Below are 15,157 nucleotides of genomic sequence, written 5' to 3' on the forward strand. Positions count from 1 at the left end.
TCCGCAGAGATGGGCTCGCTGACGCGTGGTTTCTAGAATTCCAGCAAGACGCAACTGCCCCAGCGGTCCATGCAACAGCTTGGTTTCAGCCAAAGCAACGGTTCGGATTGTTTGGAAAACGCACCACCCTACGAGGGCATGATTCGGGTTAAACTACTCGTGAGCATCTCCCCCCACCCTCTGCCTCGCAAGATTAGTGATCCTATGCCTCGTTGCCTTACACTTCTACTACTCACCCTGGTTTCCGTGACTGCCATTTCCAACGTCGCTGCACAACATCTACGCAGCCCCGAAGTTAACGATGACCGAAGCGTCACCTTTCGAACCACCACCTCGAAAGACGCTCAGTCAGTCAAGGTGTCAATCAATCGCACCGAAAACGGATCGGTCGAGTTAACGAAGACCGAACAGGGCTACTGGGAAGGCACCTCCACTCCGCTGCCTGCTGGCATCTACGAATACGATTTTCGTGTCGACGGCAACACTCAACTGGATCGTCGCAATCGCTGGTTCAAGAAATGGTACTCCATCAACAACCTCGTTGAAGTGCCTGGCAGTCCAGCACTGGTCACAGAACGCCAAAGCGTTCCTCACGGCACGCTGCACGAGCACTATTACGATTCGCCGGTGACCGAAAGCCAACGCCCTGTGCTGGTCTACACACCGCCAAGCTACAACAAAGATCCAAACCAGAAGTTCCCTGTGCTGTTCCTGTTGCATGGCTTTGGCGACGACCATCAAGCGTGGACCGAAGTGGGCCGAGCAAACTTGATTGCCGACAACCTGATTGCCGCAAAGACCATCCAGGAGATGGTCATCGTGATGCCTTATGGCCACCCCGTCGCCCTGCCCTTCGGCAATCGGGACAAAGACTATGGCAGCAACAATGACACTGCCATGATTAAAGATGTCCAAACAGTCCTGTTGCCCTGGGTCACTGAACATTACCGTGTCATCGACCGGCCCGAATCTCGAGCAATCACTGGTTTATCGATGGGGGGCGGTCACTCCACGCGAATCGCACTGGCGACCAACGCGTTTGCCTATGTAGGTGCCTTTAGTGCGGCAATGCCTCAGCAAGAGTCACTGGAGGACCTGGCGACCGACTTAGACACGTTCAAGAAACGGAACCAATTGTTCTGGATCGCCTGCGGAGACAAAGACTTCCTGCTCGAACGCAATCATCGGTTCGAGAAACTGCTGAGCGAGGCTGACGTTGAACATCAGTACCTGGAAACGAAAGGCTCGCACAATTGGGATGTTTGGCGTGATGAATATCTGCCACAATTCCTTCCAAAGCTTTTCCAATAGCAGGCCGCCAGACGCTTCTTTTTTCAATCGCAGGCAACGTGAACAACGGCAACAAGCCACCGAGCAAGAACATCGTGGGCCACCACAGTCCGCACAAGACAGGGCTGCCGATCGATCAGGTCATCCCTGATGTTCTAAGTGCCGTTGGGACGTCACGGCCAATCATCCTGCAAGCTGAACCCGGTGCCGGCAAGACAACAGGCGTCCCACCAGCACTGGCATCCGCACTGCCTGCAGAAGCCGGACGCATCGTCTTGATTCAGCCGCGGCGCATCGCCGCTCGGGCTGCGGCGACTCGATTGAGCCAATTAGCCGATCAGATCGTGGGACAGGACTATGGCTATCACGTCCGTTTTGATCGCAAGCTCTCTCAGGCGACCCGTGTGGTTGCAATGACGCCCGGCATCTTACTGCGACAACTCGGAAGCGACCCGCTGCTGGAAACCGTCCAGTGCGTGATTTTGGATGAGTTCCATGAGCGTTCGATCGATCTGGATTTGGCGTTGGGCATGCTGCAACAGATCCGATCGGAACTAAGACCGGAGTTACAGCTGATTGTGATGAGCGCAACGCTCGACATCGATTCGGTGGCTGGACTGCTGAACGATGCCCAAATCATTCGCTGTCCGGGGCGACAATTCCCCGTCGAGATCTCCTACACCGAATCGCTTTCGGTCACCGGTAATCGTCGCTCGGAGATCGCCCAGCGTGCCTTTGAAGCATTCAACCGCGTCTGCGAACAGACGACCGGCGACACGCTGATTTTTCTTCCAGGCGTTGGCGAGATCCTAACACTGGAAAAGATGATCCGCTCAAACCGCACCGGCGAACTCGATCTCCTGACGCTCTATGGAGAACAGAAACCGGGCGACCAAGACAGAGTGTTTCTGCCGTCTCCACATCGCAAAGTCATCCTGGCCACCAACATCGCAGAGACCTCCGTCACCATTGATGGAATCACCTGCGTCATTGACACTGGGCTGGCCAGGATCACCGGATTTGATTCCGCCACCGGCATCCCTCGACTCGAACTTCAACCGATCAGCAAAGCGTCTGCGGATCAGCGTGCGGGCCGTGCAGGTCGAACCGCAGCAGGGACCGCAATTCGACTGTGGCCGCAAGCGATGCACCGGATCCGAGCCAAGCATCTGCTGCCTGAAATCCTGCGTGGCGATCTGTCAGGCGCCGTGTTAACACTGGCCTGCTGGGGTGAACGCAACGTCAGTGAATTCCCCTGGGTCACGCCGCCCACGGATTCGGCCATCACGGCAGCAAAGCGTCTGCTGCAGCAACTGGGAGCCATTGATGAACAGGGCGCTGCGACAGAGCTTGGCAATCGCATGCAACAGCTGCCAACGTCGCCTCGTTTGGCAAGACTCCTGCTGGCGGCTGCCGATGAAGGCTGTTTGGAGCAAGCCGCGATTGCGGCGGCGCTGCTTTCCGAACGCAGCCCCTTTGAACGCGATGCGTCATTCCCAAGGCCATCGGCAACCGGGTTGGAAAGCGACCTCGTCGAGCGCGTGGAAGCATTGGAGGCTCATTTCCAGGGTCGCTCCGGTCACATGATCCATTCCGCTGCCGCCAAGACCATTGAGCGTGTTGCCAAGCGTTATCAGCAGATGGTCAGGGACAAGGACTCAGCAAACACGGACGCGGATCACAACGCCTCTGTCGGTCGTCGGGAAGGGCTTTGCCGGTCGTTGCTGACTGCCTACGCGGACCGCCTGGCCTTGCGCAGAGAACAGGGTTCGGATACCGCAAGAATGGTTGGCGGCCGCGGCGTGCGTCTGGCGCGTGGCTCGCTGGTCAAGGATGCCAAACTGTTTCTTTGCCTTGATCTGCAAGACGGCTCCAAAGAAGCGCTGGTCCGCATGGCGTCGGCTGTCAAGCAAGATTGGCTCCCGGCAGAGCAACTGATTCGCGGAGAAACATTTTTCTTTGACGAAGACCGGCAAGCCGTGATCGCTCGCTCGCAGACGAAGTTTGCTGATTTGGTTTTACACGAAAGCCCCGCCAAGCGTGTCGCCAATGAACAAACCGCGGCACTGCTGAAGTCGCACGCAATGCCCGAACTCGAACGCATCCTGCACGCCGGCGGCAAAGACTTGCAAAGCTTGGTGAATCGATGGCAGTTCATTGACGAACACTGCAGCGATCACCCGCTGACCGAAAGCTGCGACGATGCCATCAGGGCCGTCCTGGAACAGTTTTGCCAACAATTCACGTCACTGAAGGAACTTGAACAAGCCCCCTGGCGCGACTTTCTAATCGGGCGACTCGACTACGCACAACAACAGTGGCTGGACCAGAACGCTCCGTCCAGCTTGCAAGTGCCTAGCGGAAACCGGCTGCGCGTGCACTATCAAGCGGGAAAACCGCCGGTGCTGCCGGTTCGGATCCAAGAAATCTATGGCTGGAAAACAACTCCCACGCTGGCCGGTGGTCGCGTCACCGTTCAGCTTCATTTACTGGGCCCCAACCACCGACCGCAGCAGATCACCGACGACCTGGAAAGCTTCTGGAAGAACACCTACCCGGAAATCAAAAAAGAACTCAAACGGCGTTACAGCAAACATCACTGGCCGGATGACCCAGGCAGTGCTCAAGCCACCCGCAACGGACTGAAACCACGCTCATAGTGCTCAGTTCTCAAGGGTCTCATCGACCTGGTCAACTGACGCCAAGTCCGAGGGTTCGCGATTGAAAGACCGCCGCAAATGTGTCCGAATCGGCGTTCCAAAGGCATAAATGCAAAGCAGAATCGGAACCGCCAACCAGTGCAGGAGAAACACGCCACCGATCACAAACATCGCTTGACCGATCTGATGCGGCGAACGTTTCCCAGAGGCGTACTGAGCGAACAAGTGCGGGAACTGATAACGCGACACCATCAGATAAGCCAACACGCCCGCCAACGCGGGAATGAAATAGTGGGAACCTTCGAGTGTCTTTTGCGCTAACCAGGCCATCCATTCCGGGTAACTCCCGTCGGACGCGATTGACTTGAGTTCTGGCATGGCAATGGCGAACGAGGCAACGGTGCCGGCGGCTGCAGGACTGGGCAAGCCTTCGAAGGTATGGTGCGAATCACCCTCGTCGGTTTCGACATTAAAGCGAGCCAAGCGGATCAACACGGCCAAGGTAAACAAGACACCGACGGCCCACAAAAAACGCTGCGGCAAGGCATCGGTAATGCGCCAGATGATGACCGCCGGTGCAGTGCCAAAGGTGACCGCATCACACAGACTATCTAGCTGAGCACCAAACTCCGATTCCTGCCCAGCAAGTCGGGCAGCCGATCCGTCCAGTGCGTCAAACAACATGCCGCCAAAGATCAACGCTCCGGCAGTGAAGAGCTTTTGCTCAAGCGACCAACCGATTTCTTCGCCGCTAACCGCGATCGCGATGGCTCCCAAGCCACACACACCATTGCCTAGCGTCAATGAGGTTGGCAAGACAGCCAACATCAGCTGCCTGCGTTTTCGGCGTCGCTTCTTGCGATTCGCACGGCGCACGGCTTTGCTATCCTCAACATCGATCCCATCGTCGGCGTCGGACTCTGGAGCGGCGGCCAAGTCATGACCATTGAGCTCGCCATCGTCGGATTCCGAAGAGGACTGAAATTCGCGTTTTAGTTCACTCATCGGTGACCTGAGGTAATGTGTCTGTGGCGATGCTTGTTCGCTCTCTAGCCTAAGAGCCTGTTGAGCAGCATCCATCAATCCTACGGCGCCGTGCTTGCACCACTGCTTTGAAGATCTTCGACTCCGGTGGTGCGGATGCGGAAAATCCACGTGATTGCAGCCCAACGGTGCGCTGCCATTTCATTGGTGCGTGCAAGCACGGCACCCTACGAACCCAGCCCCGGATCGATGAAATCGCGATTGCCCAGAGAAAACCCTGGGAAACGCAACATCAACCAGAATGCTAACATGCTCAAAGCAGTGCGAGCAAGCGGACACGCCTCTTAACTCGGTGTATCAACGTCATCCCAATCAGCCCGCTCGAAACTGGTTAACCAGTTCAGTGCATACTGGCGTTCGACCACCACACCTTCTTCTAAACCGGCCGGGGGGTCAGTCTCAGCCAAGGCTGAACCGCGACACACCCACAATAACCGATAATGACAATCCAAGGCGTCTAAGATTTGCTCCACCGGTCGCAACTGGGCATCATTGACCATTTCGGCCCCGTTAATGGCCATCATCCGCTCAGCGATGTGAGGGACATTACAGATTTGATCGGGAAAGGGCAGTTCCGGAGTTAATCCAAGCGACCACAATAACACAGTCAAAGCCTCGTAACGCCAACCGGCGGCCGAAACGGCTTCGGGTGCTGGGTGCTCATTTTCGATAAACTCCTTCTCCCAAGTCGTCAACGAGTGCATGGCCAGCGGCAAGCGTTTCTTCAGTGCTGTCAACGCGATCGGCTGATCATTGGCCAACGACTCCGCTCGCACCGCCACCATGAATAGCGCCTGGCATCGCCAAGCAACTTCTTCTGCGGTTCGCAGCTCCACTTCGTCGACGCTGACAACGGGGGGCAAGAACTCGGGGATATCGATCGATCGATTGCGTAGATCGAGCTCCGTTTGCACCTTGCGTTGCCGCGCGTCAGGCAGAAAGGGCAGCTGTGCACGCTCGTCTGGCATCCCGGTATCGGGATCGACCAAAACGGCTCCATTGGGATCGCGGAAGCTGCCATCGGGCAGCAGCAAAACGGCGTTGTTCTTCCAAGCCCAGGGAGCCAAGGCTTCGACATGCTCGCCATCGACGGACATCTGAACAAGATGCTTGCTGCGCTGCAGGTGACGACAGACGGCGTAAACAGTTTGAGCTGCCTCGCCATCGCTGAGCTCCATCAATCGCTGCACCCTTGCCATCAAGTGTTCAACGAATCCGCGCTCCGATTCATCGCGCACCGCTTCCAGTTCGTGAGGAAACTCGGCTGCAAAGTAATCGCGGTGTGTGCAGTAGGCAACTAATTGAACGGGCATGCTATCCCAACAACTCCGCACCCAGCTTGCGACGACAATCACCAATCACACTTTGCACCAACGCATCGGCTTCCTCTCCACTAAGCGTGGCGTCGTCCTTTTGCAGTTGCAAGGAAAGCAGGATTCGTTTGGTGTCTTTGCCGTCTCGCTCTGGATCGCGATACGTTTCTCGGTAGGTCACGGCCTTCAGCTGATTGCCAACGGCAGCACGAACAATGCTTTCTAGCTCGTTCCAACGCACTGCTTCAGCCATCACGAAATTCAAATCACGCTCCACGCTGGGGAACATGCTAACGACCTGCTGCTGTGGCACGAGCTTCGCTTGTGCAAGGAAGGCGGGAATCGACAACTCCGCAACAACCACTTCCCCCGGCAGCTTCCATTGTTTCAATGTCTTTGGCGCGACGACACCCAAGTAGCCCAAGTCGGCATCGCCAAGTTTCAGCTGGACGATTTGCCCAGCCACAAAGCCATCGCGTTGGACAGGTTCAACTTGCAAAGCCCCGGAAACACCCATCATCTGACAAAGCGACTCAATCACGCCCTTGGCGGTAAAGAAGTCACAGCCACAGACGAAGCCGACGGTGTACAGTTCCTCTGGCAGATCCGCTTCGGTCTTTCCTGGCAGATAGATGTGCGCGATCTCAAACAAGTCTGCATGAATAGATGCCATGGCCCAGTTGTTTGCCCGAGCCTGCAACAGACTTGGCATCAGCGTCCGCCGCAGGGATTTGGCCCCTTTTAGCATTGGAGTTTGAGTCATCAAAGCTGGACGCTCAGTCCATGGCGAAAGCGAACCATCAAGCCCCTTGGTGACCACGCTTGGCGTCATCGCTTCGCTGATGCCCGCTGCGATCATCACCGTGCGGATCTTCTCCGTCGCCGAATCAAACACGCGTTTGCTGCTGGGAGCCACCGGGATGGGGCTGTCCTCTGGAATCTTGTCATAGCCATAGATTCGTGCAACTTCTTCGATCAAATCGGCGGGCCGAGTCAAATCATGACGCCAAGGGGGAGGCACGAAACTGCCACAACCCTCAGCGATCGACTGTTCGCACTGGCAACCAAGAGCAACCAAGATGCGATCCACCTCAGCAGCTGGCACGACAATGCCCAGCAAACGCTCGATTTGGTCCAGACGAAGCTCAATTGCGTCGCGGGCGGGAACCTCTGCGGCAGTATCAACCACGCCTTCAGCGACGCTGCCGCCAGCAATCTCAGTGATCAGTTGACACACTCGGCGGCTGGCCCAATCCAAACCGACAGGATCAACGCGACGTTCGAAACGAAACGACGAGGGACTATGCAGTTTCAGGGCGCGAGCTGTTCGCCGCACGCTTAGCGGCAAAAAGATCGCCGCTTCGATGACCACATCCGTCGTCTGGTCATTCACCTCGGAATCAGCACCGCCCATCACGCCGGCAACCGCTGAGGCCTGCGCCGCGTCTGCAATCACACACATGTCGCTGGTCAGCGCGTAGTCTTTGTGATCAATCGCGGTCAGCGTTTCTTCCGCTACCGCTCGCCGGACAACGATGGTTTTGTCGGCGATCTTGCTGTAATCAAATGCATGCAAGGGCTGGCCGCATTCCATCATCACGTAGTTTGTCGCGTCCACTACATTGTTGACCACGCCAATGCCGACCGCTTGCAGCGCGTCTTGCATCCACTGAGGGCTGGGGCCAACCTTGACGCCCTGAATCACCCGCGCCGTGTAACGGGGACAGGATCCAGTGTCTTCATTGCGAACCGACAACAGTGACGCAACATCTGCCTGAGACGCCGCCAATGTAACGTTTGGGATTTTCAACTCGCGGTTGTATAGCACAGCAATCTCGCGTGCCACGCCAATGTGCCCCAGACAATCGCCGCGGTTACTGGTGACTTCCAGGTCGATGCAGACGTCGCCCTCGGTCAAACCATTCTCAGGGCCGGGAGCTTCGGTCCCCTCGTGATTCAATCCGCTGAGGCTGAGTCGATCTTCGACTTCCGGGCGATCACTAGGCAAGTCGACATAGTTCGACAACCATTTCCAAGAGACGAGCATGATTCGATCCGGTATGTGATTTCAAGAATTCGGCTGACAGTCACCGCTGATTGATCAAGCTGAAGCGAGACGCCAATGGAACGAGCGATGTCTCACACGACTGCTGATTGCTAGGGGCACTGCCGACTGCTAGGAACAACGATCAGTGCCTTGATCTGATCAGAGTCTTGTTCTGACTGATCTTGACGGCAGACATCAAGGACCAGTCATCGGCCTGGGCCGCAATTAAAACTGGCTAAGAAAACGCATGTCGCCGCTGTACAAGTCGCGAATGTCTTTAATGCCGTGGCGACGCATGCACAGCCGCTCAACACCCAAACCAAACGCAAACCCAGAGACCTGATCGGGGTCATAGCCGACTGCCTTGAAGACATTGGGGTCGACCATTCCGGCGCCACCAAACTCAATCCACTGACCATCCCACAGGAAGTCCACTTCCACACTGGGCTCGGTGAATGGAAAGAACGAGGGACGAAACCGAATCTGCACGTCATCGCCCAAGTAGTTGGTGGCAAAGACACGCAAGACGGTTTTCAGATTGGCCATGGTGACATGTTTGTCGACCAACAGGCCTTCCATCTGGTGAAACATTGGAAAGTGTGTCGCATCGGGATCGTCGGGGCGATAGACCCGGCCCAGCGAAATCACGCGAATCGGCGGCTGCTTGTTTTCCATCACGCGGATCTGCACGGTGCTGGTTTGGCTCCGCAGCAGGCGACTGCCCTCGGTGTTACTTTTCTCGGCCGCCTGAGCGGTGGCCAGATAAAAGTTATCCAAGGGATCGCGAGCGGGGTGATCCTCGGGAATGTTCAGCGCCACAAAGTTGTGATGCGGATCTTCCACCTCGGGGCCCTCGGCGGCTTCAAAGCCCATCCGCCCCATGATCTCCGTCAGGTGAGTGATGGTCTGGGTGATCGGATGCACATGGCCGATACGGGGACGGACACCTGGCAGCGAAGGGTCGAACGTTGGATCCGCGCCGCTGGCTCCGCCCTGAGAGAAGCGATCGGTCGCCGCCTGCAAGGCATCGGCGATCGCATTCTTGGCCTCGTTGAAACCCATGCCAGCGGTCTTGCGATCCTCTGACGCGACGGAACCCATCAGTTTCTGGACGTCTTTCAACGCACCTTTCTTCTGACCGGCATACTTCACCCGCGCAGCTTCCAATGCTTCAGCATCGGCAACCGATTGCAGGGTATCGATGGCTTCACGCTTAAGTGAATCCAACGCAGTGAGAAAATTTTGCAGCGACATCGATCCGTGGATGATCGGCGAATGGAAGCGACAACTCGCAAACGACCTTAGGCGGCCAGCGTTTCTTTGACCTTGTCGACAACCGCAGTAAAGCCATCTTTGTCGTGGATCGCCATCTCGGAAAGAGTCTTACGGTCCAATTCGATGCCGGCTTTCTTCAAGCCATGAATGAACTCGCTGTAACGCAACCCGTGGGCACGTGTGGCAGCGTTCAGACGCGTGATCCACAGGCGACGGAAGTCACGTTTACGAACGCGACGGTCACGAAAAGCGTACGCGCCACTACGAAGCAAGGTTTCTTTGACCGTACGGATCAGCTTTCCGCGTCCGCCACGATAACCTTTGGCACGTTTGAAGAGACGTTTCTTAGATTGCCGACGAGCGGCACCTTTGGTAGCACGCATTGTGCAAGCCTTTTAATGTTCTGGAATCAGGCCCCAGCAGTCACGTCAACGCGACGCCCATGCTGAAGTTTCGCCTATCCAAATGGATGTAATGAAAGAAAGGTTGATTTCCGGGCGATGCCAATTGATGGCGACCCTTGACGTGAAACCGCTGTCTCACGCACAGCTGAAATCAATAGCTGTTGCCGTTCAATGCAGCGTGAATGGTCTTTTCCATGCAGGTGTCGACCGCTGCTGTGCCACGTAGGTTACGGCGACGCTTCTTGGTCAGACCGCCAGCCAAGTGGCTGGTGCCGCTTTGACGGTGCATGGCCTTCCCCTTCGCCGTCAGGCGAAAGCGTTTCTTAGTGCCCTTGTGGGTTTTGATTTTAGTGCCCATGAATCCGTTGATCTTGGGGGTATTGACGTAACGGCCCGTCGAGGCCTCTCGACAGGGAACCGCGAAATCTAGCCAATCACGATGGTTTTCGCCAGGGGGCAGCAGCCCGATCACGGTGAAAAGCCCAGTAGATCCCGCGAGCGGCGTCCATTCAAAGCGACGCCCTCAGGCAACGATCCTCGAATTTCACTGCTGTCGACCATCGGGCAACCGGCCAAACAGAGCCCTGGTGCAGCGTTTATTCGCAGAAATTCAACTGCTGATTCATGTCATCGGTCGCCGCCTCGACGGCTCGCTGCCAGGCGTTTCCGGCGAATTTTTCGGCGTACTCAGGTCGCTGGTAGGCGAAAATAATGTGCCGAGAGCTGTTCACCACCGCGCCCAAGCCGCCCGCGTGAAAGCCAACTTTGACGTCGTCCGCTGCGCCACCCTGGGCTCCAAAGCCCGGAATCAGAATCACGCTATGTGGCATGGCTTGGCGCATCTGTGCCAATTCTTCGGGATAGGTCGCTCCAACCACCGCTCCCAGAGGCCCATAACCATGGCTGTCCAGACGCGGCTTGTTCAGTTCCGTCAGCAACTCCGCTACACGCTGAAAGACCGATTGGCCGTCGGTTTCACGGTTCTGCAACAATCCACCGCCGGGGTTTGAGGTCTTCACCAGCACAAAGATGCCCGCTGAACGCTGGTCGCAAACGTCCACAAAAGGCTCAATGCTATCCTGTCCCAGATAAGGACTCACGGTCAGCGAATCGCTCTGCCAGGGGCTGTCCGCACCGAGATAAGCGTCCGCATAGGCCGTAGCGGTGCTACCGATGTCGTTTCGCTTGCCATCAAGGATGACGAGCAGCTGTTTGCTGCGAGCGTAACGCACGACCTCGCCCAGCGAGATCATTCCGGCGGGTCCCAGTTGCTCGAAAAACGCCGCCTGTGGCTTCACACAGGGAACTTTGCCAGCCACAACATCGATGATTCCACAGCAAAACTGCGTGTAAGCTGCTGCCCATTCTTCGGGACGATCCTGGGCGATTGCCTGGCGCATCGGCTCAGGCAGATTGGCTTTTCGCGGGTCCAGCCCCACGCAGGTCACACTGCGGGTCTTCTGGACGGCCTCAGTCAGCAAAGTAGCAAAGCTTGGCGTGGCAATTGTCATCGGTTGCATCCATTGGTGGTGCGAGCAAAGGGCCTGTTGATTGCAAGCAAAGGGCGATTCGGTGCGAGCAATGGGTTCCGGCGACCAGCCCCGCCCGGATTGGCGGTGGCAATCGCCGCGACTGGGGCAAACAACCTCTGCGGCCATGCCTCTGCCGACGGGGATTGTACGTCGCACTGCCCATCGGGTTGTAGCCCCGATTTGGCTGTCCCTCAACATTGACCGTTCGCCACACCACGGGCAAGCGAGTCCATCGAGGAGCCGAGAAACCGAGGGCGAAAAGAAAACGAGCGAAAGCGGCACAATATGGCCTGGAAAACGACGTCTCGGTTCGTTAACCTTTCAGCCACAAGCGGGATGTGGCTCAGCCTGGTAGAGCGCTGCACTGGGGGTGCAGAGGTCGCAAGTTCGAATCTTGTCATCCCGACTACGTAAAAACCCCGTAGAACCCAGCGTTTTGCGGGGTTTCTTCGTTTCTAAGGTACTCTCGCCTTCACCGCCCCGATGGCCAGAAAGTGACTCCGATTGTCCCTGCTTTCCTAGATTTGGTGCAAGCACTGGTGCAAGCGTTTGCGGCGCGGCAACGCTTTCCCTCTGGCGAGTCCAACTTGGCTTCAAAGCATTGGTGCGTGCAAGCACGGCACCGGACTTGGTGGTGACCCGTTTTCCCAACCCCTTCAGGGTAGGTTGCTGCATTCTCCTGCGGCCTATGATCACGCTTCGCTAGTAGTGCTTGTGCCAACGCAGAAGAAAGGCGCCGTCAAAATGAGTGTCGGGGGTTGCCGAACGATATCCCAACCAGCGATCGAACGCCCAGCCAATTTCCATGGTGCTTTCGTCGTCTTCATCAAAGTTAGAGATTCCCCAGGTGACTCGCAGGTCCCGATACGTGACGTTGTCGTTGGTGCCGTCGAGTCGCTTAATCGCCCAGGTGCCTCCTCCAAGCTCTCCGCCAAAGTGCATCGCTTTGTTAGAATCCAAACGCAACTGAATTCGGGGACGCGGAAAAACACATTCTAAAACCAGATCGTCTACAGGACGCCACACCAACCCAGCGACAGGCAAAACCGAAAGATCGTCTCGATCCAGAACTTCAACACCAGAGACCACCGCAAGGCCAGGATCGTATTCCCAGTAAGTGACGAGATGCCCAGGATAGCGAACGCCTTTTCGAGCACTGCCCTCAAAGTCGCTGAACACACCAACGCCTAAACGGACATCAACCATCGTGTGATCGGTCAGGGCTCGACGACCTTGGAAAGCCACTTGAAAATCGAATAATCTGGGCGGCATGTCGGGGACACGTGGACCATCGAGAAAGTGAAAACCGCTGGTCAGTTTGATCGAAGAATCATCGCCAAAGTCGAGCGAAGGATAGGACTCCATGCTGTACATCCCGAAATCACCACCCGCCAACCAAGTTGTATTGTTCTGCGTTGCGTTGTATCCCACCCAATCGCCGAACTGAACTTTGTGACCGTCCGGCTCGATCTCAGGCACGGCATCCGGCTCGATCGGTGTCACAACAGCCGGTTCCGATGTTTGCACAACCCGGTCGCTGATCACAACCGAACCCTCGACAACCTCTTCGTCCATCAACAGGTCATCAATCACGACCGGTTCCAAGTTCAGACCAGAGACCTGATCAACAGGCAGTGACTCTGGAATGGCCGACTCTGGAATGGCCGACTCTGGGACTGGCAATTCCTCTGCAACGGCAGGCTCACCGGTCGCGGGGGCGCTGACGGTCGGCGCAGCGAACGGACTGGACTTAGGGGACTCAGCATTGCCAGCGGGGCAGCACATCACGGTGCAACACACAAACGCACAACAAACGGCGGTACAGCCAACCGCGGCGCGAAGGCGGACCGAGAAACTCAAGTGACGAGCCTTCAACATGACTGAACCAGCAAGCGAAAGGGAAAAACGCTGACAACCCATTGCTAATAGGCCAAATCGAAAGCCCAGGACAACGCCAATCTGCGACTTCACACACTCCCTAACGCCCCCACTCTTCCAGCCCCCAACCACACTTCGCAAAGCACCATGCCAACGGATCGGCAGGTTGCTCAGCTTTCGATGACAGCCGGCCCATCAAGACGTGACGATCTTTCGCGCGCTGCCGCTTTGCACGCCAGCCCGCGTCGCATCACCTGTCACCCTTTATGGCGATAACGCCGCGTGCGAGCACGCGGCAGGTTTCCTATGGCTTGGCTTCTAACACCATATTGAAGGGGGTTTCTGCAATGCGCCGCAAGGAGCTGAATCCAGCCTCTTCAACGATCAGCTGCCGGAGTCGTTTCTCGCCGGCCTGAGCTCCCAGTGCCGCCCCTGTCTCCTGGGCTAATGACGTGGGCACGCAGACCATGGTCGAGCCACTGTAATACAGTCGCCCGACGGGGTTCAAATTTTCTGCCAATGAGTCGCCAGCCATCGGCTCAACGATCATGCAGACACCCTCGGCGCCAAGCATCTCTTTGACATGCCGCATTGCGGCAACCGGATCGCCCATATCGTGCAGACAGTCAAAGATGGTGACCAAATCAAAACCACCTGAAACCGCGTTTGCCGAACTGATGTCGAACTTCAGGTTTCCTAATGCCAGCGGGGCAGCATGTTCACGCGCCGCCTCGATGGAAGGTTCATGAAAATCCACTCCCAAGAATTGCGAATTCGGAAAGCCCTTGGCCATCATGGTTGTGGTCAGACCGTGCCCGCAACCGATATCAGCGACGTTTGCTCCGGACTGTAACTTTTCCAACCCCCCTTCGAGCGCGGGCAACCAGGCTTGCAAAAGATGGTTCTCGTATCCGGGCCGAAAAAACTGTGCCACCGCACAGGCGAGGCAGGTCGTTTGGCTTCCCCAAGGAATCCCCTGCCCTGTTTTGAAAGCCTCTCGCACCAGTGGCTCGTTTTGTGCAAACGCCGCCGCTGCGCTGAATCCCGGCGCCATGTAAACTGGGCTGGATCGATCAGCGAACACGTAACTTTGCTCTGCCGTCATAAAAAATGTGTCAGACTCAGGATCGTAACCAATGTATTTGGATGCCGCCTGAGCGCTAAGCCATTCGCGAAGGTAACGTTCATTGACGTCAGCTTTTTGAGCCAACTCTTGCGCGGTACATGGTCCCGCATCGGTCAGCATTTCGTACAGGCCCAGTCGTTCACCAATCTGCACCAAGGGCACACTGAACGCTCCGCCCAAATCTTGAAGCAACTGACCTAACAACGCATTGAGTTCGTTTTCATCCATCGCGTGTCCCCCTCTGTGTTCGGCTGATGACTGATCAAACGAACCATTAGAGCGGCACTGCAACGGATTGTGGTACCCAGTGCGAGGGCACGATCCGACATTGCCAAAAAAGACAGGCGAGAAACGGCGCCAACAGAAAAGCTGGCCCGACGGCCAGAAAAGCAAGTACCCGGGGCGGGACTCGAACCCGCACAGCCGCATTTGGCCGGGGGATTTTAAATCCCCTGTGTCTGCCAATTCCACCACCCGGGCTGATTGCTGCCATCAATGATGGCCAGCGGACCAAGCGAAACTTGCAATGTTCAAGCCGTTGGCCATGACACTCAAACAGAGTCAAGTGGGCGAAGGTGGGTTCGCCTG

The 15,157-nt window shown here is 56.6% G+C and carries 11 protein-coding genes and 2 tRNA genes; 3 read left to right on the plus strand and 10 right to left on the minus strand.

Features of this window, described 5'->3' with window-relative positions:
- Positions 1 to 246 precede the first annotated feature (246 nt).
- Positions 247 to 1,311: an alpha/beta hydrolase-fold protein gene (locus SV7mr_RS17370; RefSeq protein WP_419187530.1), complete on the plus strand. Its 1,065-nt coding sequence runs from the start codon at positions 247 to 249 to the stop codon at positions 1,309 to 1,311.
- 38 nt (positions 1,312 to 1,349) lie between these two features.
- Positions 1,350 to 3,950: an ATP-dependent helicase HrpB gene (gene hrpB, locus SV7mr_RS17375; RefSeq protein ID WP_419187531.1), complete on the plus strand. Its 2,601-nt coding sequence runs from the start codon at positions 1,350 to 1,352 to the stop codon at positions 3,948 to 3,950.
- Between the two features lie 3 nt (positions 3,951 to 3,953).
- On the opposite strand, the gene SV7mr_RS17380 is transcribed toward hrpB, so the two are convergent.
- The 7 genes from SV7mr_RS17380 to pyrF form a co-directional block, all read right to left on the minus strand.
- Positions 3,954 to 4,955 carry a CDP-alcohol phosphatidyltransferase family protein gene (locus tag SV7mr_RS17380; protein ID WP_145278556.1) on the minus strand — a complete coding sequence of 334 codons (1,002 nt, stop codon included), beginning with the start codon at positions 4,953 to 4,955 and terminating at the stop codon, positions 3,954 to 3,956.
- Between the two features lie 323 nt (positions 4,956 to 5,278).
- Positions 5,279 to 6,307 carry a DUF4272 domain-containing protein gene (locus tag SV7mr_RS17385; protein WP_145275013.1) on the minus strand — a complete coding sequence of 343 codons (1,029 nt, stop codon included), beginning with the start codon at positions 6,305 to 6,307 and terminating at the stop codon, positions 5,279 to 5,281.
- A 1-nt stretch (position 6,308) separates the two neighbouring features.
- A complete protein-coding gene (gene pheT, locus SV7mr_RS17390) occupies positions 6,309 to 8,354 on the minus strand; it encodes a phenylalanine--tRNA ligase subunit beta (protein WP_145275016.1) in 2,046 nt (681 codons plus the stop codon).
- A gap of 225 nt (positions 8,355 to 8,579) precedes the next feature.
- Positions 8,580 to 9,608 carry a phenylalanine--tRNA ligase subunit alpha gene (gene pheS, locus SV7mr_RS17395; protein ID WP_145275019.1) on the minus strand — a complete coding sequence of 343 codons (1,029 nt, stop codon included), beginning with the start codon at positions 9,606 to 9,608 and terminating at the stop codon, positions 8,580 to 8,582.
- 47 nt (positions 9,609 to 9,655) lie between these two features.
- Positions 9,656 to 10,012 (minus strand): 50S ribosomal protein L20, encoded by a 357-nt coding sequence (rplT, locus tag SV7mr_RS17400; protein WP_145275021.1) that lies wholly within the window; start codon positions 10,010 to 10,012, stop codon positions 9,656 to 9,658.
- A gap of 172 nt (positions 10,013 to 10,184) precedes the next feature.
- Complete coding sequence (gene rpmI / locus SV7mr_RS17405; RefSeq protein ID WP_145275024.1) at positions 10,185 to 10,391, minus strand: 50S ribosomal protein L35; 207 nt, start codon at positions 10,389 to 10,391, stop codon at positions 10,185 to 10,187.
- A gap of 238 nt (positions 10,392 to 10,629) precedes the next feature.
- Positions 10,630 to 11,544: an orotidine-5'-phosphate decarboxylase gene (gene pyrF / locus SV7mr_RS17410; protein WP_145275027.1), complete on the minus strand. Its 915-nt coding sequence runs from the start codon at positions 11,542 to 11,544 to the stop codon at positions 10,630 to 10,632.
- A 353-nt stretch (positions 11,545 to 11,897) separates the two neighbouring features.
- Here pyrF and SV7mr_RS17415 point away from each other — a divergent pair.
- A tRNA-Pro gene (locus tag SV7mr_RS17415) sits at positions 11,898 to 11,971 on the plus strand.
- A gap of 296 nt (positions 11,972 to 12,267) precedes the next feature.
- On the opposite strand, the gene SV7mr_RS17420 is transcribed toward SV7mr_RS17415, so the two are convergent.
- The 3 genes from SV7mr_RS17420 to SV7mr_RS17430 form a co-directional block, all read right to left on the minus strand.
- A complete protein-coding gene (locus SV7mr_RS17420) occupies positions 12,268 to 13,443 on the minus strand; it encodes a hypothetical protein (protein WP_145275030.1) in 1,176 nt (391 codons plus the stop codon).
- Between the two features lie 304 nt (positions 13,444 to 13,747).
- Positions 13,748 to 14,797, minus strand: coding sequence for a class I SAM-dependent methyltransferase (locus tag SV7mr_RS17425; protein WP_145275033.1), 1,050 nt, complete (start codon positions 14,795 to 14,797; stop codon positions 13,748 to 13,750).
- A 166-nt stretch (positions 14,798 to 14,963) separates the two neighbouring features.
- Positions 14,964 to 15,049, minus strand: a tRNA-Leu gene (locus SV7mr_RS17430).
- Between the last annotated feature and the right edge of the window lie 108 nt (positions 15,050 to 15,157).

This window comes from Stieleria bergensis (assembly GCA_007745635.1).
GTDB lineage: Bacteria > Planctomycetota > Planctomycetia > Pirellulales > Pirellulaceae > Stieleria > Stieleria bergensis.

Bases quoted from the DNA above. Each gene is read 5' to 3' on its own strand.
- pheT (WP_145275016.1), bottom strand. From the start codon at position 8,354: ATGCTCGTCTCTTGGAAATGGTTGTCGAACTATGTCGACTTGCCTAGT.
- SV7mr_RS17385 (WP_145275013.1), bottom strand. From the start codon at position 6,307: ATGCCCGTTCAATTAGTTGCCTACTGCACACACCGCGATTACTTTGCA.
- SV7mr_RS17420 (WP_145275030.1), bottom strand. From the start codon at position 13,443: ATGTTGAAGGCTCGTCACTTGAGTTTCTCGGTCCGCCTTCGCGCCGCG.
- rplT (WP_145275021.1), bottom strand. From the start codon at position 10,012: ATGCGTGCTACCAAAGGTGCCGCTCGTCGGCAATCTAAGAAACGTCTC.
- pheS (WP_145275019.1), bottom strand. From the start codon at position 9,608: ATGTCGCTGCAAAATTTTCTCACTGCGTTGGATTCACTTAAGCGTGAA.
- SV7mr_RS17425 (WP_145275033.1), bottom strand. From the start codon at position 14,797: ATGGATGAAAACGAACTCAATGCGTTGTTAGGTCAGTTGCTTCAAGAT.
- pyrF (WP_145275027.1), bottom strand. From the start codon at position 11,544: ATGACAATTGCCACGCCAAGCTTTGCTACTTTGCTGACTGAGGCCGTC.
- SV7mr_RS17380 (WP_145278556.1), bottom strand. From the start codon at position 4,955: ATGAGTGAACTAAAACGCGAATTTCAGTCCTCTTCGGAATCCGACGAT.
- rpmI (WP_145275024.1), bottom strand. From the start codon at position 10,391: ATGGGCACTAAAATCAAAACCCACAAGGGCACTAAGAAACGCTTTCGC.